The following is a 25,487-nucleotide window of genomic DNA, read 5'->3' on the forward strand; positions in this document are numbered from 1 at the left end:
TATTTAGGAGAACCATTTAATGAGATGTCGACGGATTCCACGGTATATTTCCGGATAGACCAAAAGCGTCCGTTTTAGAAACTGGAAGCCGGCATCCACTTGCAAAAGAAAGTCATGGCCCAATCCTTTCCTTCGTTCTTCATACCATCGAAACGCCTCGGAAAGGTCCTGTTCCGCTTCTGGAAGAACGGTCAGGTTAAAGGCCATCTTAGCGGGTTATTCGTTTGAAAACCGATTCCCATGGAGAGCCGGCGGCGGGGTTCTGATGATAGACATTGAGCCGTTCATCCAGTAAAGCTTTTTCCTCTTCCGTGAGTTTCACCACGTCAGCCTGACTTGCCATAGTATCCCAAATATCCTCAAAAAGCTGGATGCGTTCTGGAATGGATAAGCGAAGGGTATCGGGTGCGGTCAGTTTATTCATCGTCTCCTCCCATCGTAGAATGGCTTCGTCCTGAAGTGGTAGCTAAGTATAGGTGAAGGCTGTTCGTATGACAATTTTGGCTTCCATGAAATTACCGTTGAGGTCACCAAATAGTACCCTCCTCTCTCAGGCGAGGCTCTATTATCTCTGTCACAAGAATTATTCAATCACCTGATACCTGCGATCGAATGCCTCGATGGCTTTGCCTTTACGCTTGGAATTTCCTCGTGCCACTTTTCCTGTTACGAGCCCTCTGTTTTCCTGCGGTGCTGAAAAAGGTTTAGGATAAGGGGAATTGAAACTCAGGTTTTCCCTTATTATTTTTTGGGGAGGGGTTGGAGATGCCATGAAGCGCGTGATGAGCATTGTTCTGTGTGTGTTGTTAGGGATTTTCTTTGTTGTGGCAGGGGGAGCCAAGCTCATGGGCAGTCCATCTCAGGTTGAACATTTTGCGCAATGGGGGTATCCCTTTTGGTTTCTGTATTTGACCGGAATGGTTGAGGTCGGAGGCGGGATCTGTTTATTTATTCCAAAGACGCAATGGTATGGCATTGTGGTCTTGGGTTTGACCATGGTGGGTGCGGCATTGACCCATCTGAGAGCTGGAGAAATGGGTGCTGTGCCGGTTCCACTTGTGCTGCTTGGTCTTCTGGTCCTGTTGGCTTGGACGGTGAAAAAAACGTCCAGGAAGAATGGAGCCAATCATTGGCCTCCTGAATAACAAATCGGTTTAAGCGTCATACAGGTTCCGGTCCGCACGAAATTCTACAAAAAAATCGCTTGGGTTTTTCCTTCACATTTCCGTAGGGATTTATTGGTAAGGGGCTCTCCCGTGGCGGATGTGCCTGCATCACACGTTGGCTAGCCGAGCCTGGATGAGTTTGGGTCTTTTGAAAAAAGCCGCCAGCGGCGTTCTCGCCGTTTTCCCGTGCTCACGTACTACGCGTACGCTCCGCGCGTAAAAACGGCTGCGGCCTTGCTGGACGGACTTTTTTGAATCGATCCGTAGCCTTTGATGAGTAATCTAATCCTGCGCAAATTTGCCCTTGAACATCCTTATTATTCAACACTCACAGTTTGAATAACTCGCCGGTGACCCATCAATACAGGGGTTTTTGTATTGCCCCATTCCTGGTAGACCCCTCACATTTTTCAGACTCCTTTCATCTTTCCATTCCTTGACCAGGCAAGTGGTCATTCCATAACCTCAGGAACAGGCATCATTTACCATTTATTCCATGTGAAGAGGGAAGAGAAAAAGGAGGTCTGATCATGACACCCACATTTGGACTCGCGCGATCGGTCTTTTTGAGAAAATTCCCGGTTGCTATCACAGCCATGACCATGATGATACTGGCGTGCACGGTTGGGATGCTGCCCGTGTTCGCTGGCCAACATCCGCATTCTCAAACGCTACGTGGCACGGTAGAGGGCAATGGCCATGCGCAACGCGGGTATAAGGTCTCGCTCTATGCGGCTGAGGCAGGCGGCCATGGGAATGGTCAAGTGCTTGGAACGGCTAGAACCGATGGCGATGGGAAATTCAAGATCCGCTACCGGTTGCCGCATGGTCAGCAATCCGTCCTCTTTGTCATCGCCGAACATGGACCGGTCATGCTGGCCGGCGTGATTGGAACCGACCATCAGGTTCCCCACGTCGTCCTGGTCAATGAACGCACGACGGTTGCCAGCGGAACCGCTTTTGCTCAATTCGTCGATGGACGGAATATTCACGGCAACACCTACGGCATGATCAACGCCGTCAAGATGGCGGAGAACATGGCCAATCCGGAGACCGGAGACATTGGCGAGGTGCTCTTCAATAAACCAAACGGAACCGAGACGTCGACATATCCGACCTTCAATTCCCTCACCAACGTAATTGCGGGCTGTGTAGGTGATGACGCCAACTGTCAGGCACTGTTTGAGGCGACGACACCGGAGGGTGGACCCGCGCCGACCACAGTATTGCAAGCTGTCGCCAACATTGCCAAATACCCGTCGTATCCAGGTTATCCGACAGACACGGATGATCCGCTGTATCAGTTGTCGCTATTGGACCCGGTCAATCAGCCGGCCTTGACGTCACGTCCGACGAGTTGGCTGTTGTTCATCAAATTCAACGGGGGACAGCACAACATCTATGATCCGTTCAACCTCATGAGCGGCCCTGGCCAAATCGCCTTTGACGAAGGCGGGTTCGCCTGGATCAACGATAACTATCGTCCGACATTCTCAAATGAAATTGCCTGTGCCGGCCAGCGCTTGATTAAACTGTATCCCTGGGGTGAGACCTTCCCCGGATCGCCGTACTTCGGCGGCGGTCTCAGCGGGGTGGGGTTCGGTATTACACTCGACCCGCACGGCAAGGTCTGGGTGGGCAATTTTGGATTTGAGGCACCGGCCTGTGCGGATACCACCGTCGACCCCATGCCTGATCCGCTTTTAAAAATACCGGCCGCGCATGACAGCGTCTCGGTTTTCCGTCCCGATGGCAGTTCGATCTCCGGCTTTGATGGATTCAGTGTGGGCCATATCTGGTGGCCACAGGCCACCGTATCGGACAAGAAAGGGAACATCTGGCTAGCCAACTGCGGAAACGACACGGTCACCTTTATCCCGCATGGCAAGGCTTCGCATGCAAGGAATATTGTGCTTCCAGGCGGACGGGGAGCAGCCGGCAACTTCACCCCGTCTATCCCGGATACGGAGCCGAATTCGGATGCGCCACTTCTTAAACCGTTTGCAATCGCGATCGATCCGAAGGGCCGTGCGTGGGTAACCGCCAACCAGGCAGAATATGTCCATCCAGGCACGGATGATCCGAGCGAGGCGGTTGGCGGCGTGTACCGTATTTCCTCCGATGGCACCGTGGAAACCTTATCGAACCTCGACGCCAACAACGTCCCGGTGTTGTCATGGCCGATGGGAATTTCCGGCGACAGCAAGGGAAACATGTGGGTCTCGAACTCCAATTCGGTGAAAGTTCCCTGCGTCGACCCACTCGACCCCCAAGACGGAGAGCAGGGTCCCTCCATCACGCTGTATCCCGCTGATGACATTGCTCCTACTGTATACACTGGTGGCGGTCTTACCGTTCCCTGGGGCAACGCGGTCGACGGGAACGACACGCTATGGGTGTTTAATTTTGGCCAGAAACCTACCCGCGACGTCGATGAAAACACTGTGTGGCCGGATACGCCGCTCTCGCATTTCTGTGGTGCGGATCCCGGCAAATGCCCGTTAAATAAAAGGAAGGGTGACCCCATTTCACCGCCCACCGGGTACGTGAGTGATGCGTTGGACCGGATTACGGGCGGTGGTATCGATCCGTCCGGAAACGTCTGGCTCCTCAACAATTGGAAAAAAACCGGTCCTTACGGGCCGGTCTATAACACCAATCCGGGTGGCAATTCGTTCGTGATCGTTCCGGGCGCCGCCGGACCCGTGAAGACACCGCTCATCGGACCGCCGCAATCATTTGACCAAACAGGCCACCGAAGGGACCGGCGAAACGGCCACAGGAGAGACCACCGATATGGCCATCGGGACCATTCACCTTACGGAGGGCCTGATCGGGATTGATAATTATGATACCCGACAGCGCCATAACCTAAAATGAAATTTTACCGTCGTTGTGTATCGTCGTGTGGCGGTGCTCTCCCCCATTTAACCGTGGGGTAGGGTACCGCTGTTCTGGCGTGCCAGCTCTCTTCTCCCATTAGTTGATGGCATGTCCTGCTGCCGCTTGATGCCACCATTTTCTGTGCTCATGACACATGCTTCTGCCCTCGCTTTTCAATAAGCCTGCCCACTCTTGCAGATTCGAGGAAATTTTCTGTGAAGCCTCCCGCCTCAATGTGTTTGCTCAGAGAATGTTTTCCATGTGTGTGACCGTCAGCTTGTGAGTGTTCGCAGGCTGGTGAACGGGCTTTGGCGAACATCCGCGGTTTTTTATGCTGAACAATAGGAAGATGCCGTGAGAATGACGACATATTTCAGCGCTATATGCTCTGCCAAATTTTTTGACAAAAAATAGGGGAAATGGTACCAAAAGCGAAATGTATGTCTCTTGAGGTTGTTATCGCCGACCATTCAAAAAGAACATTTTTTTCACCTCATCATCACGGAGAGTATGTCATGCACACCTGGATGTTTTCGGGTATGGGGCTCATGTTCGTTTCGTGTATTTTGGGCACGGTCAGCGCACTGGCACCTCCGTCGGCAAGCGCGCAAGCCACCGACACGTCCCCGGCCGGTATGGTTGCGTTCTTTCCGCAAAGCCAATGTCCGACTGGATGGGAGCCAGCGCCCTATGCACAGGGACGGCTCCTGCTCGGCGTGACCGACCTCACGACCTACGATCTGGCGAAAACGGTCGGCACCCCCCTGACAAATCTCCAGGCCCCCGTACACCAGCATCCGTTCACCGCAGACCTCAACCTCAGCGAAAAACACTTGTCAGGCGGCGACTGCGGCTGCTGTACAGGTAACGCTGTGCACAAGAGCGACAGTAGCCATAACTACACGGTCAAGGGACCGACCCAGAATGGCGGTTCCTCGGATCTTCCCCTATTCCAGATTCTTGCGTGCGAGAAGAAGGACAGCGAACAATCCCCCCCACCGACAGACGATTACGGCACCTCCTCCCTGGCCTTCTTTAATCTTCAATCCTGTCCGGCCAACTGGCAGCCGGCCGTTGGATATCCCCAAGGGTATCAGGTAACGTGGAACGGATCCCAGAACTACAAGGTTGTAATCATCTTCGACGGGACGGATAGTGACAAGGATGGTGTTCTGAGGGGACGTGGTTCCGACCCATCAAAGATCGCAGGAGGCAAAACGAACGAACTAAACTTTTGGAACATGGTCGTGTTTCAGAATAATCAAAAAAAGGTCGCATTCACGTGGAACACACAAAAGTCCCGCCCCGATTTCAACTTCAATTACACCATTGCCACCAAAGAAGTATCTGCCACGGTGCAGTTCTCTGAAGAAAGCGGTCTGAACGTCGGCATGCCGGGAACGGGTAACACTGACTATAACTTTTTCTCGAATCAAGCAGCCGGCAATCTCTGGCTCGTCCATGCAGGAAAAACCGATTCTCCCGTCAAGGGTCCGCTGGGAAACACTCAATTCACGGAGAGCACCCCTTCGTCCACCGTGGACGGCTATTTCGTCATGCCCTTCGAAGCGCCCCCGGAGGGAACCGTCGGAACCCTGGTTGGCAATCCCTATGGGAACGGCGAGCAGCGAACACATAGCCACCCGCTGACCTCCAGCATTAGTCTGGGCTCGTATGAATACGAGAAGTTTCTAGGCGGTTGCAGCAACCTGACCAGCGACGGATCGCACAGTTTCACCGGGACAACCGAGGCGGATTTTGACAATGTTCCCTATGCACAGCTTCTTCTGTGCGAGCGGGAACCAAACTTTTCAAGCGCGAACCCGCCCTCCGTCCCATCCGACATCGTGACGTTTTATGCAAGTCAGAATTGTCCCTATCCCTGGAAGTCGAGCGCGACAGGGACCGGCCGCTTTCTGGTCGGTCTCCCTGATGAGGGCACCCCCAACGAGGCTTTCGGCAGTGGCACACCGCTCACGTCTCCCGGGACCAGGGTTACGCATACCCATGGCTTGAAAGGATCGGTTACGCTGAGCGACAAACAGCAAGTTGCCCTCGCTAAAGGGTCCAACTCAGGCAAATTCGGCACGACCGGTACCTATACTTACGGCGGTACCACCAACCCGGGCGACTTCGACTTGCCCTACCTCACGACGGCAAACTGCCAGCCCTGTATAGGACCCAATGATGCGAATCCGGTCTGCCATGAACAGGTGCAGGGAAAACAATAGAAATTCCCAACTTTCACAAGTCTTTTTTGGGAACTTAAGGAGGGGACATGACGGCAGCGATCACGAACATCACCATCGGCGTGAATCTCATCGACGATTACTTGTTGACCCAGGAAGCACCGGTCCTCCATGCGCTCACGCGGAATCTGTTTGCGGTGGTGCAAAATCCGGCCAGTCACGAGCCCACCAGCGAACTATGGCCACTCAACGGGGGCTGGGAGCCGGTCCACTTGGAGAGTATGTCATGCAGACCTTGATGTTTTCGCCTATGGGGCTCATGTTCGTTTCGTGTATTTTGAGCACGGTCAGCGCACTGTCACCTCCGTCGGCAATCGCGCAAGCCACCGACACGTCCCCGGCCGGTATGGTCGCGTTCTTTCCGCAAAGCCAATGTCCGACTGGATGGGAGCCTGCGCCCTACGCACAGGGTCGGCTCCTGCTCGGCGCAACTGACCTCACGACCTATGATCTGGCGAAAACGGTCGGCACTCCCCTGACGAACCTCCAAGCCCCTGTGCACCAGCATGCCTTTACGGTTCCGCTCGACCTTGCCAAAAAAGATCTCAATAATGGGGACTGCGGGGGGAGCACGTGCAATTGCCAGCATAAGAGCGACGGTTCCCATAAGTACACTGTGATGGGGACGACACTGAATGGAGGGTCCTCCGACCTTCCGCTGTTCCAAATGCTGGCCTGCGAGAAAAAGGCCAGCGGTCAATCTCCGCCTCCGACCGACGGCTATGGAACCTCGGCGTTGGCTTTCTTTAGTCTCCAGTCCTGTCCGGCCAACTGGCAGCCGGCCGTCGGGTATCCTCAAGGGTATCAGGTAACGTGGAACGGACCTCAGAACTACAAGGTGGTGATTACCTTTGACGGGACGGATAGTGACAAGGATGGTGTTCTGAGGGGACGTGGCTCCGACCCGTCGAAGATCGCGGGAGGCAAAACGAACGAGTTGGATGTTTGGAACATGGTCGTGTTTCAAAATAATCAAAAAATCGCCACTTTCTCTTGGAATACACAAAAATCCCGTTCTGATTTCAATTTCAACTATGCCCTTGCCAGCAAGGAAGTGTACGCCACCGTTCAGTTCTCTGAAGAAAACGGACTGAACGTCGGCATGCCGGGAACGGGTAACACTGACTACAACTTCTTCTCGAATCAAGCAGTCGGCAATCTCTGGCTCGTCCATGCAGGAAAAACCGATTCTCCCGTCAAGGGTCCGCTGGGAAACACTCAATTCACGGAGAACACTCCCACATCCACGGTTGACGGCTATTTCGTCATGCCGTTCGAAGCGCCCCCGGACGGAACCGTCGGAACCCTGGTTGGGAATCCCTATGGGAATGGTGAGCAGCGCTCGCATAGCCATGCTCTCACCTCAAGTATCAACCTGGACTCGTATCAATTTGAGAAAGTGTTGGGGAGCTGCAGTGCATTGACCGCTTCCGGTGCGCACAGTTTCAGCGGGTCGACCGATACGGCCTTCAACAATATTCCCTATACACAACTCCTGCTCTGTGAGCGGGAGCCCAACTTCTCCACACCCAATCCACCCCCGGTTCCGTCCGACATTGTAACGTTTTATGCAAGCCAGAATTGTCCGTATCCCTGGAAATCGAGTGCGACAGGCACGGGCCGCTTTCTCGTCGGCCTGCCTGATGGGGGAACCCCGAACGAAGGCTTCGGCAGCGGCACTCCACTCACGTCTCCCGGCACCAGGATTCCACATACGCATGGCCTGAAAGGATCGGTCAAGCTGGACGATGTCCAGCATGTTGCTCTCGCCAAAGGGAGCAACTCACCCCATTTCGGTACGGCCGGGACCTACGACTATGGCGGGTCGACCGATCCGGCGAATTTCAATGTGCCCTACCTGACGACGGCGAACTGCCAGCCCTGTATAGGGCCCAATGATGCGAATCCGGTCTGCCACGAACAGGTGCAGGGAAAGCAATAGAAAATCCCAACTCACAATAATCTCTTTAGCGATCAAAAGGAGCGGACATGACGGCAGCGATCACGAACATCACCATCGGCGTGAATCTCATCGACGATTATTTGTTGACCCAGGAAGCGCCGGTCTCCAATGCGCTCACGCGGAATCTGTTTGCGGTGGTGCAAAATCCGGCCAGTCACGATCCCACGAGCGAACTGTTGACGCTCGACGGGGCCGGGGAGCCGGTCCACTTCTATCCGGACCCCACGTCCCAATCGGGTTGGGTGACCGTGAAGCTCGGGGTCAAGGCTCCGGCCAATACCGGTCCCTGCCATCGCCTCCTGGGGTTCTACCACCAGGGCACCCTCAACGCCCTCTGCTACTACCCCTTGCCGAAGGGCGGCAGCAGCGCGGTGTGGATGCAGTCGTCTACTCCCGGCACCTGGGAGCCTGCCTCATTGTCCGCCACGGCAAAGAACTGGATCGGGTACACCTTTCAGACGGATCAGTATGTGGACGCCGCCGGCCATGCCTATTTGTACGGGGTCACGGGCAACGTCACCCCCCACTCCTTCTTCGTCCTGACCTACTCCACCAACCCGCAAACCGGCGCTCCACAATGGATGCCGATCGCCGAGCGCTATCCTTCCCAGTTCACGCCTGAAATTTCAGACCCGGATACTGCGGCCTTTCGCCTCACCGAAGGGACGGGCGGAAGCGGGACGGTCACGGTCCTCTGGGTCGACGGCAGCAACATCTCCCATGAGGACGCGACCGTGACCTGGTCGCAACAAAACAATCAACAGACGGCCACGTTTACCTGGAGCGAGCAATCCTCCACGTTTAATCCCGGGAAAGGCCCGCTGACCGCCGACAATCTCTATGCGGTCCCCGGCGAGCTGGGTAGCGGGCATGTGCTGCTGCTCGATGCCACCAACACGCTCTGGCTGGTGGAGAATTTCTATGCCGCGCAGCCGTCGATTACGCAGTTGACCGGGCTTGCGAGTCAACCGAAGAGCGCGACGGCGGTGGGGGTGGGCGTCGACAGCAGCCAGACCGTGACCATCTTTGCCATTGAACCGGGCAGCGATTATCTGTGGTATCTCCAGCAGACGGGCAGTGGCTCGCTCACCTTCGGCAGTTGGGTGCAGTTGGGCGGTACGCTGCTTACGCTTAATTGTCCGGCATACATGCGGGCGGGGCCGGAGTTGTTCTCGGCCGGACTCGCGACGGATCCACAGTCAGGCGCGAGCGCCCCTGCGGTCTTTCACATGGATCAGAATCTGCCCGGCGGGCCCCAGGGCCCTGGCGATTCCCCAGGCACGCAGGTCTGGTCAACCCGCAAGGTCTCCGCGCCGCCGGCGCCGGCCAATACGACGCCGACTCAAACGGCCACGTATTCCATGGAGCTGGCGGGGTTTGATGCCGGCAACAATCCTGTCGCGGCCGGCACGGTTACGGTCACGGCCGATCAGGCAGTCACCGTGGTCTGGAACAGTTATGCCTATCACATCAGCCCCACCACGCCGCTCACGGTGGAGCTGGACGGCGCGGGGCAGGCCACGGTCCTTTATGAAGCGGTGGGCCTGACGCCGCCGGTCATCACCTTCACCGCCGTGGATACCGGCAACACCATCACCGGGTCGCGGTGGTGCCGGGGCGATGTGGTCCAGTACATTGAAGCCCTGGACGGGACGCCCCTGGCGCCGCTGCCGGACTCGGTGACCCCCCAACTGCAAACGGTGACCGGCACGGACCTGATCAACCAAGGGTTGACGGGGGGCGGTTACCAGCAAACCGGCCCTGCCAACACCGCTGCGCAGGCCATCAATTCCGCGGGGAATTGGATGAACCAAAATCCGGCAGACTCCACCGGGCAGGGGACCATCGACCTGAGCCAGATTAAGACGCCGCATTGGGAGATCGACTTCACCCATCCGGAGGGTCCGCGGTTCCGCGTGCTCACCGAGGAGGAGGCGCGTGATCTGTTGAACAATCGGCGCACCACGGGCCAGCTGGGCTCTTTCGGCAGCGTTTTCGGGGATGTGGCGCATTTCTTCAAGCACGAGTTCGATCAGCTGACCTATTTTGCCGCCACGGTTACCGACGATGTGTTGAATATCGTCTTCAATGATTTGGAGCCGTTTGTCATCTCGACCATCAAGCAAGCGGGCGCGGCGCTCGAAACGATCTTCTCGAAAATCCGGCAGCTCGCGGACGAGATCTACAAGGTCCTTCAGGAAGTCATCGCCTGGTTGAAAATGCTCTTTGATTGGGACGATATTCTTAATACGCATAATGTGATCAAAGAATGCGTCACCCAGACGTTGATCAACATGAATAACTCCATCGAGTACGCCCAAACACTCGTCGACAGTGAATTCGCAACGTTGCAGGCGGAAGTGAAGACTGTCTTCCAAAATCTCGAATCAAACTTTGAATCGGTCCAGGGACAGTCCTACAACGATTTTGTCAACAGCACGTCGGGGAGTCAGAATACCTTGGCTGGAACGACCACCCAAAACACGCAGAAACAGCATGCTTCCAAATGCCAATACGTGTACAGCCGGTCGAAACCCTCGTTCAGTGGCAACGGTGCAACCGCGATGGCACTGCAAGGCTTTGGGGGAACGCCAGGAAATACCGACCCGACGACAGTCATCACGGATGCGGTCAAACAGTACATCTATAGCGGAAATACCTCCGATCAGAATACTCAGACGTTCAATGCCACCAGTGGCAAATTGCAGGATTTCGTCACCGGAAAAATCACCGATCCCAGTAGCTTCTTTGATCTGATTATTCTTGATTTGCTGACGGCAGCGGAAGATCTCGTTCTTTTTATTATGGACGGGATTGAATACGTCATTAATGCGATCCTCTCCTTGGCCTCCTCGGCGATCGAGGCGTTTACGGCAATGATCACGGCAAGCATCGACATTCCGATCATCACGTGGCTGTGGAAGAACGTGATCACGAAGGGGGACGCGTTCACCTTACTCGATCTGCTTTGTCTCATCTTTGCGGTGCCGGCCACCATCCTATACAAGCTCATCGGCAGCAAATTAGTGCAACCCAACCAACCCGCTCAGGCTCCGTTCTCCAGCAGCGACGTGACCACGATCAAGAATGCCGGTCTCCCGTGGCCCACGATACCCTCTCAGGGTGCGCCAACGGAAGGAGCGCAGGTGGCAGGTTCGCAATTGCCCTCGTTGCTGTTGGCGAATCTCAATATCTGCTCAGGATATTTCTTGACGTTGAGCGGGGCGTTTACGGTTCTTGGGGATACCCTGGCCTGGCAAACTCAACAAAGCGGTACCAACGAACCCAACCCTCTCAACAAATTTGTGTCCATGATGAGCCTCATTCCGCGTTGGGAGACCTTCGGCGTCAGTGTCCCGGTTGGCATTCTCCAAAAACCGAAGAATGAGTGGAGCAAGGCTGATCAATGGACCATGTGGTTGTGGGCCACGCGGGGGTCGGTCATCCTGGTGGATACCATTTTTACAGGAGTATCTGCCTTTGAGGCTAATGCCAAATACCTCAAGACCTTTGGGCCGGCCTTGAAAACCACAATGGGGCTGGGCCTCGAGGCCGTAGGCACTGTCGCCGCGGTCTATCAGCTCAAGGACACGAACTATAGTGCCTGGGTGCCGGCGAATGAATGGATACGGCCGATACCCAGTGTTTTCAAGTTTCTGATGTACTTCGATGCGGAATCGCCCGCTTGGGTTCCGGTGCCCTGGTTACTCGGCATTGATGTCCTATTTGGGATCGGATCGAGCGTCACGCAAATTGGCGGCACGGTGTATAAATACCAGCATTCCAGCTAGCCGACCGGGATTCAGGACTGATTGCCCGTGGAGGTTCCTGGCTCCATCGAGATGGGGAAAGGTTCTTCGCCCTCTTTATCCGGCCTTAAAATCATATGGCGGCTTACCGACGTGACTGGAGATGTGTTACCAATCGAATTGACACTGTAGCCAGTGAGCGCCGCTGTGAATGGCAGATGCCGTGCTACGAGGTGTGCGAAAAATTCGCCATCTTCTTGAGATATGAATGGCTGTTTCCAGGGAAGGCTCACACTCAACGCAAGCCATGCGTTCTGGAAATGGATAAGCGAAGGGTCTAGGCTGCAGCCGGGTTTTCATAGTCTCTTCCCATCGTACAACGGCTTTCTTCAAGGATGGCAATATTGATAGGTGAAGCCTGTTCGACTGACAGTCTGTCTTTGAGGAAAATATTAATGGAAGTTTCTTATCCGGTTTTTTAATCCCTCCGATGTTGGATGTTGTCCTCTATGAGCCAGAGATTCCGCCGAACACCGGGAATATTATTCGGTTATGTGCCAACACCGGATTCGGTTTGCATCTGATTCATCCGTTAGGATTTGAATTGGATGACAAGCGGGCCCGTCGGGCCGGGTTGGATTATCATGAATTGGCCCGGATGAAGGATTATCCCACCCTGCAGGATTATCTGGATGCTCAAAAGCCCTCGCGTATTTTTGCGTTCACCACAAAAGGACAGCGACTCTATCACGACGTGGCTTTTCAGCCTGGCGATGCCTTGTACTTTGGTCCCGAGACGCGGGGTTTGCCTGCTCATATTTTAGAAGCGCTTCCTTCCACGCATCGTTTGCGCATCCCCATGCGGCCCGATTCTCGTAGTTTAAACTTGAGCAATGCTGTTGCCGTCGTCGTCTATGAGGCCTGGCGGCAGTTGCAGTTTCATGGTGCCAAGTAAGACAAATGTCCGTAGGCGAGCGGGGGCAATTCTGATAGAGTAGGTCCAATCCAATTTGGCTGTTATGCGGCATTCTGAGATGAACCATCTTGGGGATTGTCCGTCCTGGGCACGGATCCTTCGCGTGGCTCAGGATGACAGCTATCTAAAAAATCACACGAAGTTTTATCAATAAAGAAAAGGTGGTCGGATGAAGGAGATTTTGTTTGTGGGGGCGGGGTCAGTTGGGGGATATTTTGGGGCGCACTTGGCTCGTCACCATCCGAATGTGTCGTTCCTCCTGCGACCGCGTACCAGGGAGGCCGTGGCTAAAAACGGGCTGACCATCCGGAGCGCGATTGGTGAGAGCTTTACCGTGCATCCCCCCGTAGCTTCAGATCCCGAGGAGCTGCCCTCACCGGACCTGATTGTGCTGGGGATCAAAGCCTATGATCTGGATGAGGCAATGAACCAGATTGAGCCGGTGCTGAAACCGGATACCATTATTCTGACCTTGCAAAACGGGGTGACGATTGAGGATACCCTGATGGTCCGATTTGGCCGGGAGCGGATTGTGGGCGGAGTGGCATTTATCTATAGCAGGATCGCCGACCCGGGGGTGATCGACCATTATAAAAAAGGCATGCTGACTCTTGGCGAACCGTTGGGGATGGAAACTCCCAGACTTCAAGCCATCCTGGCCTTATTGAAAGGGGCAGGGATTCCCTGTTTCATTAATCCTGATATCCGGCGGGCCAAGTGGGAGAAAATGTGTTGGAATTGTGTGTTTAACCCGTTGACGGTGTTGCTGAATGATCGGGTGGCAAAAGCGTTGGATCATCCGGAGTTTCAACCGGTCATCGCGACCATCGTGCGGGAAGTCTCGGCCGTGGCCATGGCGGTGCACCGTGTGCCGTTGGATGAGGATATGCCGGAGAAGGTCGTCAAGTGGGCTCAAGAACTTCGGGATATTCATACGTCGATGTATGATGATTGGTCGGCCGGACGACCCACTGAGATTGATGAGCTGAATGGTTTTATTAGCGACCAAGGCAAGGCGTTTGGGGTGCCCACTCCGATGAACGACATGTTGACGGCGTTCATTAAGGCCATGACCGCATCCAGGCCTTCTACCGAGGCAGCGATACAGCTAGACGGGGCCATTTTGCAGACTCTCCACTTTACGCGAACGACGCTGGCACAACTTCCTGCAACGCATCAGGTGTCTGAATTGCCCACCTTGATGCCGGGGATGAAGGTGCGCGGCATAAAATTTCAAGCAATACTTGATGTTGTAACACTTAATGTGGGAGCCGACCATGTGACCTTCGAATCGCAGGACGGAAAATTCTCAGCCTGTCTGACAATCAAGCAAGCTGCAGAATTCGGCATTCTGGTGTATGAACAGAATGGCGCGCCGTTTCCTTCCGAACGAGGCGGGCCGTTTCGGTTGGTCACCCCAGGATTGGGTGATTTGTGCGCCAATGTGAAACAGGTTGGCAAAATCATCTTTTCAAAGGGTCTGATTTCGGATAGCCGTCCACCTCAAGTCTGTCCAGAGAAAGAATAAATGTTATGCAGACTTCGCACCAGGTTCCTCTCATCTACAATTTGTTCCCTCGCCTGGCCGGTCCTTGTGATCGCTGGATCTCGCACGCGGAACGGGCTGCAGGCATGGGGTTTAATTGGCTCTTTGTGAATCCCATTCATCTCCCGGGATTCTCGGGAAGTTTATACGCGATCAAAGAATATAATCTCCTGAATCCGGCATTTCTACCGGAAGGGACTCAGGACCAGCGCCTTGATGTGTTACGTCCTACGCTTCAACACATTGCCCAAAGTGGCCTGGCGCCAATGGTGGATCTGGTCTTGAACCACACGGCCATCGATTCCTCCTTAGTGTCACAGCACCCCGACTGGTATATGCGGGATGGTCAGGGAAAAATTGAACATCCGTATGCGGTTGATCCGGATGACCCCGGCAAGAAAACGGTGTGGGGCGATTTAGCCGAAATTGATAATCGGCATTCTCCGGACCGGGAGCATCTCTGGGAGTTTTGGGGGCAATTGGTTGACCGGTATCTTGAATTGGGGTTTCAGGGATTTCGGTGTGACGCGGCCTATAAAGTTCCCGGTGAGTTGTGGCGCTTTCTTATTCACCGGGCGCAACGCGTGAATCCGCAGGCCGTATTTTGGGCGGAGAATCTTGGTTGTACCCTGGAGCAGACGCGCGCACTGGGAGAAGCGGGATTTCATTTTTTTTGTAACAGCTCCAAATGGTGGAATTTCAAAGATGCCTGGTGTTTGAACCAGCATCGGGAATTTCAGGCTATGCCGTCTATTGGGTTTCCTGAATCGCATGATACCCCGCGTCTGGCTGCTGAGTCTGGAGGGAGTGAGGCGGTTCAACGCCAACGCTATGCCTTTGCCGCCTTGTTCTCAACCGGCCTCATGATCCCGATGGGGTATGAGTTTGGATTTCAGCGGTCGTTGCATGTGGTGGAGACCACTCCCGATGATTGGGAATCCCCCCGATGGGATTTGCAGAGTTTTATCCGTGCGGTGAATCACTGGAAATTGGAGGTGCCGCTCTGGCAAGGGGAGGGGGATCTAGTTCAACGGTCGATGACCAACCCCAATCTGTGCGTTTTGGAGCGGCGGTCGTTGGAAAATCCGCACAGTTGGGCACTCCTCTGCCTCAATACCAATGCTCATGAGCCGGTTGAGGTGGCCATTGGTGAGTTGGGCCCTCTACCGTCTTCTCCCGGAATGTGGCGTGTCAGTTCGCTGGATCAGCATCCTGGTTCCCATTCCATCCCTGAGCGGGTCGTGTTTCAGCCAGCCGAAGTCATTGTGATTACAGCCTTTTAAGTGTGGCCTTGAGATTGCAACTGAATAGGAGGAGCCGTAAAATGCTCCCTTCTTATTTACAGAGTTTAATTATGGGATTTTTGGGAAAGGACGAGAAGTATGTCAGAGCGGACGTTAGCGATTATTAAGCCTGATGCGGTGGCCAAACATGCGATTGGTGATATTATCCGCCGCTATGAAGAGGCCGGGTTGTTTCCGGTTGCGATGAAAATGATGCGGTTATCCAAAGGGGTGGCGGAAGGGTTTTATGCTGTGCATCGAGAACGCCCCTTCTTTAATGACTTGACGACCTATATGAGTTCGGGGCCGGTGGTGGTTGTGGTCCTGGAAGGGAAGGACGCAGTCAAAACACACCGTGATTTGATGGGAGCGACCGACCCCAAAAAAGCCGATCCGGGTACCATTCGAGCTGCACATGGGGCTTCTATTGAGGCCAATGCTGTGCATGGGTCCGATTCTACGGAGAATGCTCAAATTGAGATTCGGTACTTTTTCGCAGAATCCAATCTGGGCTAGTGGAAGACCATACTGAGCTGTATTTCTAAAATCCACTGACTCCGGTACGCTGCCCGCCGAAAACGGCGGGCATGTTTCTCCTCATAAATCTAGTGTATAGGTTGAGGATTAATTTCCCTCTACGCACGTATTGCCATATGACAACATGGTTGAAAATGTGTAGTTTGCTGTTGTGCCTGGGGCTCTTGGCCGGATGCGGGCGGACACGTCCTCCCCAGGGACCACCGTTGAGTGGTGCCATTCCTCCCCCTGCCGTCGAGTCCGTGCCGGAGGATCGCGATGAAGGCATTGAGTCATCCCTACCTGACGTACCTCCGGATATTCAACAAATTCACGCAGAACTCTTTCAACGGTCGAAGGATGATTTCGAGAGAAAAGCCTATCCGCAGGCTATTAGGGGACTGACGCGTTTGCTGGCGCTTCTCCCTCAAGAGCCCATTGAAGCAGAAAGCCGATGGTTGCTGGCTCAAGCCTATCGTCAGGTTGGGGAATGGGAAGCCGCCAGGGATCAGTACCGTATACTCACCGTTGCGGGAAGCGCCAATCCTTATCAAGCCGGCGCTCAATTGCAGTTCAATGAACTTCAACGGTTACTTGAACAATTCACGATGCCTCCTCTCGACACTCAGGCCATCCGGTTAACCCTTGAACAATTGCCGGCCAGTGGAGGGTTTGACGAGGGAATTAAAAAGATGAAGGCCGATGGCATCACCACCCTATTGATTGATTTGGGTTGTGAGGGAGCCGGATTCCACACCGATCAACAGCGGACGTCGAGGGCGTCTCGCCATCTGCTTGATCTCCAGACGCTCCTGCGCTCATATGTGGAACGAAGTCATCAGTTGCATCTGTTGGTGTATGTGGGAGTGAATCTCCGTTGTATTGGCAATTGGCATGATTCCCCTCTGCCGGAATGGCGGGATGGCAGGTATAATACGACCACACGTCAGGTTCAGGATTCCCGCTTTTTTGATATTTTTCACCCGGAGTATCAACGGTTTCTCGATCAATTTCTCACGCATCTTTCCGAGGAAAACGTGGATGGTCTTGTGTTTCTCGACGATTATCCCATGGGGGTATATGACGGGATGTCGCCGTCGGGATTGACCCGTTTTCAAACCGCCTTTGGTGTGAGTTTTGATCCCGTACGTACCTTTCAGTCTGGGTTTGATCCCCTCAAAGCATCGAAATTGGCGAGTCGATCAACCCGGCCTTCAGGCGCTCCTATGGAAGATTCCGTGTTTTGGCGCTGGGCGGGGTGGAAAGCTCGTGAGCGATTGACCGTTCTTGAGCAGTTGATTGGCCATCTTCGCAAACGCCACTTGACGGTTCAATGTGGTCTGGAGCTCCATCCACATGGATTGACCGATCCGGTTCGGGCTCTGGTGGACTATGCCCAGGACGCAATGGAAGCCATCCGGCGCCCGTTTTCATTTTTCTTTGTGCGGCCGGAAATTGACCGTCACTCCTCGTCCGATCAAGTGTCGGCGATTGAGAAGCTGCGGCGAATTTCGACGAAGGCGGTATTAACCCGCTTGCTACCCGTACTTGACGATCCGCGGCGGGTTTGGGTGAGTATGCCGGCAGAGAGAGGAAAGCGCATTGTGCCGGGAAGAGCCGGGAGCAGTACCTCACTGCTCGGTGAGTTTCCTTCGGGAATCGGTGTCGTGCACGATCTTCGCGCATTTTCTTGAGTGCTCCCGTAGAGTCCCTGTCACATTGAGATGGGGACACTCACTTCATGAGGCGTATGGGAGACATCAGACAACTATGACCGCCATCATCGTTTTGAACAAAAGGGGGTAGGAATGGAGCCACAGGATTTACGATTTCACAAGGAACACGAATGGATTCGCATTGAAGGGAAAAAGGCGACCTTAGGCATTAGTCAATTTGCTCAGGATGCCCTGGGAGATGTGGTCTTTGTGGATGTTCCGAAAGTAGGAACCTTGCTGCAAGCCGAAGATCAATTGGGAGAAGTGGAGTCGACCAAAGCCACTTCGACGATTTACACGCCGGTCACCGGAAAAATTCTTCAAGTGAATACGGAACTTCAGGATCATCCCGAACTACTCAATCAGGATCCCTATGGCAAGGGGTGGATCGCGGTGCTGGAATTGGCCAATCCAGGTGAGGTGGATGGATTGATGACACCGGAGCAATACACGGCATTTTTAGCCTCACAAGAATCATGACCACCTCGCCCCACATTGTCATTATCGGATCAGGTCCTGGTGGGTATGTGGCGGCTATTCGCGCCGCGCAATTAGGGGCCAAGGTGACGATCCTGGAGGAACAGGTGCTTGGAGGGGTGTGCCTGAATTGGGGTTGCATTCCCAGTAAAACCCTGTTGGGCTTTATTGATCTTGGCGAACGGGTTCGACATGCCCAGCCGTTTGGTCTCAAGATTGAGGGACCTGTGAGCTATGACCTCGCTCGCATGGTCGCACGTAAGGAGGAGGTGGTTCGTGGGCTTGTAAAGGGAATCGGCACCTTGTTGAAGCAGTGGAAAATTACCCACGTGCCGGGGCGAGGCGAATTGGCTAATGACCGGCAAGTGCGGGTCACCCATCTTGACGGGTCCTCTTCTACCATTGATGCCGATGCCATTATTCTTGCCACAGGGTCCTCCTGGCCTCAACTGCCCCAGTTTCCCATTGATGGTCAACGTGTGTTGACCAGTAAAGAGGCTCTGGATCTCACGGAGATTCCCGGGAGCATCATGATTGTCGGCGGTGGAGTAGAAGGATGTGAGTTTGCCTGCTTACTGAGCGGGTTGGGATCGGAAGTGAGTATTGTCGAAATGATGCCGTCCGTGCTGCCACTTGAGGATGAAGATACGATCTCCACCATGACGCGTGAGTTGAAAAAACGCAAGATTCAACTCTATCTCAATACGCAGATTACCAATTGGGCGGCTGTTGATGAGGGAGTGCGAGCAACGCTGGCTTCGGGAGAAGAACTGGTGACAGGCCACCTGCTGGTTTCGGTCGGGCGTCGCCTGAATTCCGGCCGGTTAGGGCTGGAACAGGTTGGTGTACAGGTGGGAACCAAGGGGGAGATTCTGGTCAATGAAAAAATGGAAACCTCCGTCCCCGGTATTTACGCGATTGGAGATGTGACGGGAAAATTCATGTTGGCGCATGTGGCCTCGGCTCAAGGAAAAGTGGCCGTCTCAAACGCGATGGGCCGGCCGCAGGCCATTAACTATGATGTCATTCCTGCAGGGATTTTTACCTTGCCGGAAATCGGGCGTGTCGGACTGACTGAGGCCCAGGCCCGGGAACACGGGTTGGCGGTCGCGGTTGGGCGATTTAAATATGCCGGTCTCGGAAAAGCACAGGCCGTTGGTGAACCGTTTGGACATTTCAAAGTGATTTCGGATGAACAGACCAAGAAAATTCTTGGCGTCCATATTATCGGTGCTCATGCGGCGGACCTTATTCATGAAGCCGCCATGGCAATGCAGGGTGGGTTGACTGTTGAGGATCTCGCCAACATGATCCATGCGCATCCGACTTTTTCGGAAGGGTTGATGGAGGCAGCCGAGGATGTGGAGGGCATGGCCATTCACCAGGCGCGAAAGCGCTGATAATCATATGAAGCGAATTCATTGATTCAACATGAAAGACATTGAACCGCCAAGGTCGCTCGTCAGCTCGCTCCAAATATCTGATAGGCATTCAGGCAAAATTTCCTGGGGAAGCTCGCTCCTATTAAAAATGGCCTTGTTGGGAATGGGGGTGTTTTTCGTTTATTGGGTTGGTTGGCCGCAACCGTCTCTTTCTCCAGTGGCTCCACCCAAAAATTTAGGTGTTCAGCCATCACATACCCTTCCTTCCGGTTCCGCGGGTGATCCTGACGAGGTTGTGAGCGGGGCACCACTTTCGGGGAGAAATGTCTTCCAGCCTCTTCAGGTGGGAGTTGAGGGAGAAGAGGGGCAATTCAGGGAAGTCGCGGCGTTTACCGTGGACTTGAATGACGGCACCTTAGCTGAGTTAGAGCATCTTCCTGGTATTGGGCCAATCCTGGCAGGACGAATTGTGGCACATCGAACGTCTCATGGAGCATTTCGACGCATTGAAGATTTGGCTCTGGTGCCGGGTATTGGAAAAAAACGGTTGGAGCAACTGCGCCCCCTGGTTGGTGTCCGGGCCTCAACCATGGCGATAGGGATCGGGAGTTAATTTTTCACTTTCACATAGCGTGGCTTACAAGATGACACCTTCAGAAATCAACCGGCAGTTGGACCTTATTCTTCGGGGAACCGTGGAGGTCATTCAGCTCGACGAATTAACAGCCAAATTAGCGGAGTCGCTAAAAGAACAGCGTCCTCTCAGGATTAAAGCCGGGTTTGATCCTACGGCGCCGGACCTGCATTTGGGCCATACCGTGTTAATCCAAAAACTCAAGCACTTTCAGGAGTTGGGCCATCAAGTTATTTTTCTCATTGGGGATTTTACCGGCATGATCGGTGATCCGACCGGGGTGTCGGAAACCCGGGTGGCTTTGACCAAAGAACAAGTGCTGGCCAATGCGAAAACCTATGAACAACAGATTTTCAAAACCCTGGACCCACAGAAAACCCGAATCGAATTTAATAGTCATTGGATGAGTGGCATGCGGGTCGAAAAAATGGTCGAGTTGTGTTCACATTATAGCGTGGCGCGCATGTTGGAGCGGGACGATTTCTCAAAACGATACCGAGAGCAAAAGCATATTAGTGTGCATGAATTTCTTTATCCTTTGGTGCAAGGGTACGACTCGGTGGTGTTGGAAGCCGATGTGGAGTTGGGTGGAACCGATCAGAAATTCAACCTCCTCGTCGGGCGTGACTTGCAGCGGGATTACGGCCAAAAACCGCAGGTGGTGCTCACCATGCCGTTGTTAGAAGGCACGGATGGAGTCCGGAAAATGAGTAAGAGCTTTGGTAATTATATCGCCTTGGAAGATCGTCCAGCAGACATGTTCGGGAAGCTGATGTCTATTAGCGATGTCCTGATGCTGCGCTATTACGAACTGTTGACGGTCCGCAATTTGGATGAGGTCAAGCGTCAACATCCGATGGAAGCCAAAATGGCTTTGGCCGAGCAGATTGTTCGACAATATCACGGAAGGGATGCCGTGGAAGAGGCCAAGGCTGATTTTCAACAGCGATTTCAAAAGCGGGATTTTCCCGATGAGCCGGATGCTCGCGTGAAACTGACTCCCACGGATTTTAACCACTCGCCAGATTATTCCATGTCTGTCGTTGACCTCCTGATGCGGACGGGTTTAGTGCCCAGTAAATCTGAGGCCAGGCGGCTCGTTTCCCAGGGAGGTGTCCAGGTGGACGGAGAAAAGCTTGCGGACCCCAACGGGATGATGACCTTCGAGCCTGGCCGATCGTATCCGATGAAAATTGGCAAGCGAAAATTCGCGATCATTGAATTCAGGGAATAGATACATCCGGATTTATTCGGGAGTGACTGGATTCGACGGCAGAGCCGATACAGCCACACTCAATTTTTTTGTACCTTGACTAAGCGTCAGGCCATACCTAGAATGCGAATCCTGATCTTGTGAGCGGGCGTAGCTCAGTGGTAGAGTCCTTGCTTCCCAAGCAAGTTGTCGGGGGTTCAAATCCCCTCGCCCGCTCCAAATCAATAAACTACTTAGACGGTTTCATTCTCCGCTCTACTCTCCATGTTGGCTATTTCTGTGCCAGTTGGAATTTCCCTTGCATTCCCAAAAGTCGAAAGCCCTTCAACTGCTTTTCGTAAGTGGTCAGGGGATAAATGAGAATACCGCTGCACCAGTCCGGTTCAGCTATGCCGGAGCGGGAGGCAATCGTGCGGTCAGATTGTCCACTCATGGCTAATCTGGACGCATGGGAGTGTTTGAGAGTGTGTCAGCGGTCCCTTCCTCTAATCTTGCCCGTTTAACCGCTGGAATAAAAATTCTGGCTCTTCTCCAAAGTGAGTGGGTGATTATAGACTGTTTTTCAGATGTGCTTGAGCATACAGGTCAGGACTTTCAGGCGGAGATACTCCTCATCGCGTAACCCATACGCCCTTCTCTGAATAACCCGAATCTTATTGTTGAGCCCCTCCACGAAACCAAGCGAGACCTTGCTCTCGGCCTGGCAATATGCGGCAATCCCGTCCCAGTGCCGCTCGATCATTTCCGCAAAGTCCTCGTAGGGCTTGAGGCGCTGCCACTTCAACGAAGCCTTCCAGTTCTCGAAAAACCGCCGGGCCCAGCCTTCGGTCTGATCCTCCCATAACTGGCCAAAGGATTCCTTTAACAGATACGCGGTGTTGAGCCGCTTGTTCGCGCCGAGGAGTTTTTTAAGCGCCCGCCGTCCCTCAAGGGTCAAGTTCGTCTTTCTGGACAGCAGTGTATACTTCTGCCCCTTGATAAACGACCGGTCCTGCTCGGCCAGCCGTTTGTATTCCTGTTTGCGTATCGTCTCGAGCGCCTGGCCCAAGTGTCTCATCACATGAAACTTGTCATACAGGATGGCCGCCTGAGTGGCGTGCTCCATGGTTGATTTCTCAAAAGCCCGCCACATGTCCATGACCACCAGCTTCAGCCCCACAGCTTTCTTTGCCTCTAACCACTCATAGAACAGATCCAGACTTTGCTCGGAGCGATCCATACCCCCGAACCAGATCGGCCGTCGCCGCACGAGATCGCTGACCACGTTCGGGTAGGTATGCCCCTTTTTGATCGAGAGCTCGTCAATGCCGATGGCCTTGGGGCTCGGCGTGCCGGTACGCCGGAGCTGTTCCCGCATATACTCCTTCTCCAGGCCCTTCACCGTCTTCCAGTCCAGCTTGAGTTCCCTCGCCACGTCCTTGACGGCGGTTTCGCGGCAGCGTCGCCCCACGTACCAAGCCAACCGCTTCGTGTAAAACGGGTTGTCGGCCAGCCACGGCACCTTCTCCTGCTTCACCTTGCCACACTGCCGACACAGGACCCGCCGGACCTCCACCGCCAGGTAAATGCGCAGCTCCCCACAGGACAGATCCCGAATGTGCCGGACCTTGCGATCGTAGAAACTCCGATGGGGGATCCCACAACATCCGCACCCCGTTTTTTTTGACGCCGCACCAGCCGAATAATCCGGGCCTGCGGATCGCCGAATATTCCCTTGATCGTGGCCCTCGGACAAAACCCAGGGAATCGGTATGTGTCCAGCAGGCTCTTGCTCGTTGCCATCCGGCAATCATGACAGAATTTTCCCTCGCTTCAAACACCGGATCTCCTTGTCCTGACTGCCGTTCTTGGCATCTATGCTCTGACTTCTACCCACTCGTTTGGGAGAAGACCCAAAATTCTAAAACAGAAGTTCCGTTGGTCCAAATGGGTTGCCGAGTTCTGACTGGGATAGACCATACGCCACACCCCTCCGGGGAGAATCTACGGAACCCACAGTGTGATCCTAAGCTCTCTTCTTTTTTATCTTTCTATTGAGGATTATCAAAATCTCAACCAATAATTTTCTTCTAAAAGTTTTCCTGAAACGTTAAATTGCAATTATTGAGGTCAAAATTTATGATGCCATAATCAGAGATTTCATAAGGATAATAAAGAAGTGACCTTGCATATTTCGTTTGCTTCACCCCAGTTCATTTTTCATGTTTCGGATCGACGGTTCATTAATATTCCAGATTGTACGAATTATGATGCCCATGGGAATAAGGCGATTTTTCTTACTTGCAAAGATGCTCAGCTCCTCATTTCATACTATGGAATCGGTTCTATCCATAAAATAGGGATGGACACATGGATAGCGGATCAGTTCAAGGATATGGACTCAAGAAGCCTATTCAGTGGAGAGATTGCAGAACTTCTTCGCGAAAGAGCGACTGCGTGGTTTCGTCAAATCCAATCCATGGGCATCGAAGGTGAGACTCTTCGTCATTCTTTTGTGATGGTTGGAAAACCGAATGTAGGATTCACTTTTCTTACAATGGTGTCAAATTATGATTCCGTGGAAGAGTCTGAGGAATTCCCTGTCGCACAACCATTTTTTAATACAACCCAAAAAATTTGTTCGGAAAGTTTTTATATAGGGATTGCAGGGGGATGTCATCAAAGTATACCCGAGGAAGAGAAGGAACTGTTATTTCGCCTTGTCATGCTACGCAGTTCCTGGCCGAGAAAGCGTGGGCCTAAAATTTTAGACTTAATAAACGTCGTGGTCCGATTGATTTGCCGTACCGCCGATATCACTCCGCTCGTAGGTCGAAATTGTATGAGCATATTTATGGACCCAGACCATGAAACTCCTCAGTGTCGCTACCATCCATGGCAATCTTTGCCCAATTTTTTCAATCCAATAGTTGTTAACCATAATTTTAGTTTTAAAAGAGGGGATGTCTGGGGAAAGGAAAATAAAATGACTCAGAGGGAAATCGTCCTAGATCACATTAATAGTATAGGTTACGACCCCAAGTTCTCTCCAATCCCCAATCCTCATGCCTTAATGTATTTGTCTACCGGATTGCATTCTCTGGCCAAATTTGTACGAAATAAGGAAATTAAAATTATCGAAAAATATAAAAAACGAGGTATTAATCCTCCGATGGTTATGGTGTTGTCGAATCATGAAATTGATCCGATTCTCCATAGTATGTTCAATTGGTATGCCACGGACCTTGTGAACTTTATTCGGCTGATTGGTCTTATTGATGCCCTTCAAATCAATAAATTGAAATATAAGGATGTTTCCCAAGACGCAACGATTCGGACTAAAATAAATGAGCATTGTACAAACTATATTAAGAAAGTTCATCCAGACATATACCTATGGCGTAACAAAGTTTCGGCACATTTCGCCTTAACGTATCCACGTAAAGGAGACAATTTGGCTACTTTGGAGTCATCGGTAATGTTTCCTGTTTCCTATGAGAGACCATATTTAGAGGCCGGAGGGCTAAAATGGGTCCTAGGAGAAGATGAATCACAATTGCCCAATTGGAAATTAACAAAGGTATTTGAGGATCTAATGGCTAGATATTGGCCGGAAAGAAAAATTCCCGAACTTCCAGCTTATCAATAATTAGGGTTCTGAAGTGCTTCCTTCACCCAGCGCAGAAATACGGTCCCCGGAATTTAATTTTTTGTTACCTTTTTTAAGAAACAAGGTTGGGGCACATCCGGTCTTTT

Annotated in this window: 20 protein-coding genes and 1 tRNA gene; 17 read left to right on the top strand and 4 right to left on the bottom strand. The window is 53.0% G+C overall.

Going from position 1 to position 25,487, the window contains the following annotated elements; all coding sequences use genetic code 11:
- Positions 1 to 3: 3 nt before the first annotated feature.
- A complete protein-coding gene (locus tag ACTRXD_RS18880) occupies positions 4 to 207 on the bottom strand; it encodes a type II toxin-antitoxin system RelE/ParE family toxin (protein ID WP_442433329.1) in 204 nt (67 codons plus the stop codon).
- 1 nt (position 208) lies between these two features.
- On the bottom strand, positions 209 to 424 hold the full coding sequence (locus ACTRXD_RS18885) for an addiction module protein (RefSeq protein WP_442433330.1): 216 nt from the start codon (positions 422 to 424) through the stop codon (positions 209 to 211).
- Between the two features lie 346 nt (positions 425 to 770).
- On the opposite strand from ACTRXD_RS18885, the gene ACTRXD_RS18890 reads away from it, so the two are divergent.
- The 16 genes from ACTRXD_RS18890 to ACTRXD_RS18965 all read left to right on the top strand — a co-directional run bounded on the left by ACTRXD_RS18890 (position 771) and on the right by ACTRXD_RS18965 (position 21,971).
- A complete protein-coding gene (locus tag ACTRXD_RS18890; protein ID WP_442433331.1) occupies positions 771 to 1,145 on the top strand; it encodes a DoxX family protein in 375 nt (124 codons plus the stop codon).
- 551 nt (positions 1,146 to 1,696) lie between these two features.
- Positions 1,697 to 4,009, top strand: coding sequence for a hypothetical protein (locus ACTRXD_RS18895; protein WP_442433332.1), 2,313 nt, complete (start codon positions 1,697 to 1,699; stop codon positions 4,007 to 4,009).
- 480 nt (positions 4,010 to 4,489) lie between these two features.
- The gene (locus ACTRXD_RS18900) at positions 4,490 to 6,280 is read left to right on the top strand and encodes a hypothetical protein (protein WP_442433333.1); all 1,791 of its coding nucleotides are present in this window, start codon (positions 4,490 to 4,492) and stop codon (positions 6,278 to 6,280) included.
- Positions 6,281 to 6,327: 47 nt separating this feature from the next.
- Positions 6,328 to 6,537 carry a hypothetical protein gene (locus ACTRXD_RS18905; protein WP_442433334.1) on the top strand — a complete coding sequence of 70 codons (210 nt, stop codon included), beginning with the start codon at positions 6,328 to 6,330 and terminating at the stop codon, positions 6,535 to 6,537.
- Positions 6,525 to 8,240, top strand: a complete 1,716-nt coding sequence (locus ACTRXD_RS18910; protein WP_442433335.1) for a hypothetical protein — start codon at positions 6,525 to 6,527, stop codon at positions 8,238 to 8,240. Before ACTRXD_RS18905 ends, ACTRXD_RS18910 begins: the two co-directional genes overlap by 13 nt.
- A 47-nt stretch (positions 8,241 to 8,287) precedes the next feature.
- Positions 8,288 to 12,052: a hypothetical protein gene (locus ACTRXD_RS18915; RefSeq protein WP_442433336.1), complete on the top strand. Its 3,765-nt coding sequence runs from the start codon at positions 8,288 to 8,290 to the stop codon at positions 12,050 to 12,052.
- A gap of 448 nt (positions 12,053 to 12,500) precedes the next feature.
- Positions 12,501 to 12,965, top strand: coding sequence for a tRNA (uridine(34)/cytosine(34)/5-carboxymethylaminomethyluridine(34)-2'-O)-methyltransferase TrmL (trmL, locus tag ACTRXD_RS18920; protein WP_442433337.1), 465 nt, complete (start codon positions 12,501 to 12,503; stop codon positions 12,963 to 12,965).
- Between the two features lie 190 nt (positions 12,966 to 13,155).
- The gene (locus tag ACTRXD_RS18925; protein ID WP_442433338.1) at positions 13,156 to 14,514 is read left to right on the top strand and encodes a 2-dehydropantoate 2-reductase; all 1,359 of its coding nucleotides are present in this window, start codon (positions 13,156 to 13,158) and stop codon (positions 14,512 to 14,514) included.
- A gap of 5 nt (positions 14,515 to 14,519) precedes the next feature.
- Entirely contained in the window at positions 14,520 to 15,815 is a 1,296-nt protein-coding gene (locus tag ACTRXD_RS18930) for an alpha-amylase family glycosyl hydrolase (RefSeq protein ID WP_442433339.1), read from the top strand.
- Positions 15,816 to 15,914: 99 nt separating this feature from the next.
- Complete coding sequence (gene ndk, locus ACTRXD_RS18935; RefSeq protein WP_442433340.1) at positions 15,915 to 16,331, top strand: nucleoside-diphosphate kinase; 417 nt, start codon at positions 15,915 to 15,917, stop codon at positions 16,329 to 16,331.
- A 137-nt stretch (positions 16,332 to 16,468) separates the two neighbouring features.
- Positions 16,469 to 18,025 carry a tetratricopeptide repeat protein gene (locus ACTRXD_RS18940; RefSeq protein WP_442433341.1) on the top strand — a complete coding sequence of 519 codons (1,557 nt, stop codon included), beginning with the start codon at positions 16,469 to 16,471 and terminating at the stop codon, positions 18,023 to 18,025.
- Between the two features lie 114 nt (positions 18,026 to 18,139).
- Positions 18,140 to 18,526 (top strand): glycine cleavage system protein GcvH, encoded by a 387-nt coding sequence (gene gcvH, locus ACTRXD_RS18945; RefSeq protein WP_442433342.1) that lies wholly within the window; start codon positions 18,140 to 18,142, stop codon positions 18,524 to 18,526.
- A complete protein-coding gene (gene lpdA, locus ACTRXD_RS18950) occupies positions 18,523 to 19,923 on the top strand; it encodes a dihydrolipoyl dehydrogenase (RefSeq protein ID WP_442433343.1) in 1,401 nt (466 codons plus the stop codon). Before gcvH ends, lpdA begins: the two co-directional genes overlap by 4 nt.
- Before the next feature lie 31 nt (positions 19,924 to 19,954).
- Positions 19,955 to 20,518: a ComEA family DNA-binding protein gene (locus ACTRXD_RS18955; protein WP_442433344.1), complete on the top strand. Its 564-nt coding sequence runs from the start codon at positions 19,955 to 19,957 to the stop codon at positions 20,516 to 20,518.
- A gap of 31 nt (positions 20,519 to 20,549) precedes the next feature.
- The gene (gene tyrS / locus ACTRXD_RS18960) at positions 20,550 to 21,773 is read left to right on the top strand and encodes a tyrosine--tRNA ligase (protein ID WP_442433345.1); all 1,224 of its coding nucleotides are present in this window, start codon (positions 20,550 to 20,552) and stop codon (positions 21,771 to 21,773) included.
- A gap of 123 nt (positions 21,774 to 21,896) precedes the next feature.
- Positions 21,897 to 21,971: transfer RNA gene (locus ACTRXD_RS18965), tRNA-Gly, on the top strand.
- Between the two features lie 52 nt (positions 21,972 to 22,023).
- On the opposite strand, the gene ACTRXD_RS18970 is transcribed toward ACTRXD_RS18965, so the two are convergent.
- The gene (locus ACTRXD_RS18970; RefSeq protein WP_442433346.1) at positions 22,024 to 22,185 is read right to left on the bottom strand and encodes a hypothetical protein; all 162 of its coding nucleotides are present in this window, start codon (positions 22,183 to 22,185) and stop codon (positions 22,024 to 22,026) included.
- 129 nt (positions 22,186 to 22,314) lie between these two features.
- Entirely contained in the window at positions 22,315 to 23,541 is a 1,227-nt protein-coding gene (locus ACTRXD_RS18975; protein ID WP_442433347.1) for an ISL3 family transposase, read from the bottom strand.
- A gap of 369 nt (positions 23,542 to 23,910) precedes the next feature.
- On the opposite strand from ACTRXD_RS18975, the gene ACTRXD_RS18980 reads away from it, so the two are divergent.
- Positions 23,911 to 25,380, top strand: a complete 1,470-nt coding sequence (locus tag ACTRXD_RS18980) for a hypothetical protein (RefSeq protein ID WP_442433348.1) — start codon at positions 23,911 to 23,913, stop codon at positions 25,378 to 25,380.
- Positions 25,381 to 25,487: the final 107 nt, after the last annotated feature.

It is taken from the genome of Nitrospira sp. T9, from assembly GCF_052156535.1.
Taxonomy (GTDB): Bacteria; Nitrospirota; Nitrospiria; order Nitrospirales; family UBA8639; genus Nitrospira_E.

Excerpts from the sequence above, each read along its gene's own strand:
- ACTRXD_RS18895 (WP_442433332.1), top strand. The coding sequence starts at position 1,697 with ATGACACCCACATTTGGACTCGCGCGATCGGTCTTTTTGAGAAAATTC.
- gcvH (WP_442433342.1), top strand. The coding sequence starts at position 18,140 with ATGGAGCCACAGGATTTACGATTTCACAAGGAACACGAATGGATTCGC.
- lpdA (WP_442433343.1), top strand. The coding sequence starts at position 18,523 with ATGACCACCTCGCCCCACATTGTCATTATCGGATCAGGTCCTGGTGGG.
- ACTRXD_RS18885 (WP_442433330.1), bottom strand. The coding sequence starts at position 424 with ATGAATAAACTGACCGCACCCGATACCCTTCGCTTATCCATTCCAGAA.
- ACTRXD_RS18900 (WP_442433333.1), top strand. The coding sequence starts at position 4,490 with ATGTCTCTTGAGGTTGTTATCGCCGACCATTCAAAAAGAACATTTTTT.
- ACTRXD_RS18890 (WP_442433331.1), top strand. The coding sequence starts at position 771 with ATGAAGCGCGTGATGAGCATTGTTCTGTGTGTGTTGTTAGGGATTTTC.
- ACTRXD_RS18940 (WP_442433341.1), top strand. The coding sequence starts at position 16,469 with ATGACAACATGGTTGAAAATGTGTAGTTTGCTGTTGTGCCTGGGGCTC.
- tyrS (WP_442433345.1), top strand. The coding sequence starts at position 20,550 with ATGACACCTTCAGAAATCAACCGGCAGTTGGACCTTATTCTTCGGGGA.
- ndk (WP_442433340.1), top strand. The coding sequence starts at position 15,915 with ATGTCAGAGCGGACGTTAGCGATTATTAAGCCTGATGCGGTGGCCAAA.
- ACTRXD_RS18930 (WP_442433339.1), top strand. The coding sequence starts at position 14,520 with ATGCAGACTTCGCACCAGGTTCCTCTCATCTACAATTTGTTCCCTCGC.
- ACTRXD_RS18910 (WP_442433335.1), top strand. The coding sequence starts at position 6,525 with ATGCAGACCTTGATGTTTTCGCCTATGGGGCTCATGTTCGTTTCGTGT.
- ACTRXD_RS18915 (WP_442433336.1), top strand. The coding sequence starts at position 8,288 with ATGACGGCAGCGATCACGAACATCACCATCGGCGTGAATCTCATCGAC.
- ACTRXD_RS18880 (WP_442433329.1), bottom strand. The coding sequence starts at position 207 with ATGGCCTTTAACCTGACCGTTCTTCCAGAAGCGGAACAGGACCTTTCC.
- ACTRXD_RS18925 (WP_442433338.1), top strand. The coding sequence starts at position 13,156 with ATGAAGGAGATTTTGTTTGTGGGGGCGGGGTCAGTTGGGGGATATTTT.
- ACTRXD_RS18970 (WP_442433346.1), bottom strand. The coding sequence starts at position 22,185 with ATGAGTGGACAATCTGACCGCACGATTGCCTCCCGCTCCGGCATAGCT.
- ACTRXD_RS18955 (WP_442433344.1), top strand. The coding sequence starts at position 19,955 with ATGAAAGACATTGAACCGCCAAGGTCGCTCGTCAGCTCGCTCCAAATA.
- trmL (WP_442433337.1), top strand. The coding sequence starts at position 12,501 with ATGTTGGATGTTGTCCTCTATGAGCCAGAGATTCCGCCGAACACCGGG.
- ACTRXD_RS18905 (WP_442433334.1), top strand. The coding sequence starts at position 6,328 with ATGACGGCAGCGATCACGAACATCACCATCGGCGTGAATCTCATCGAC.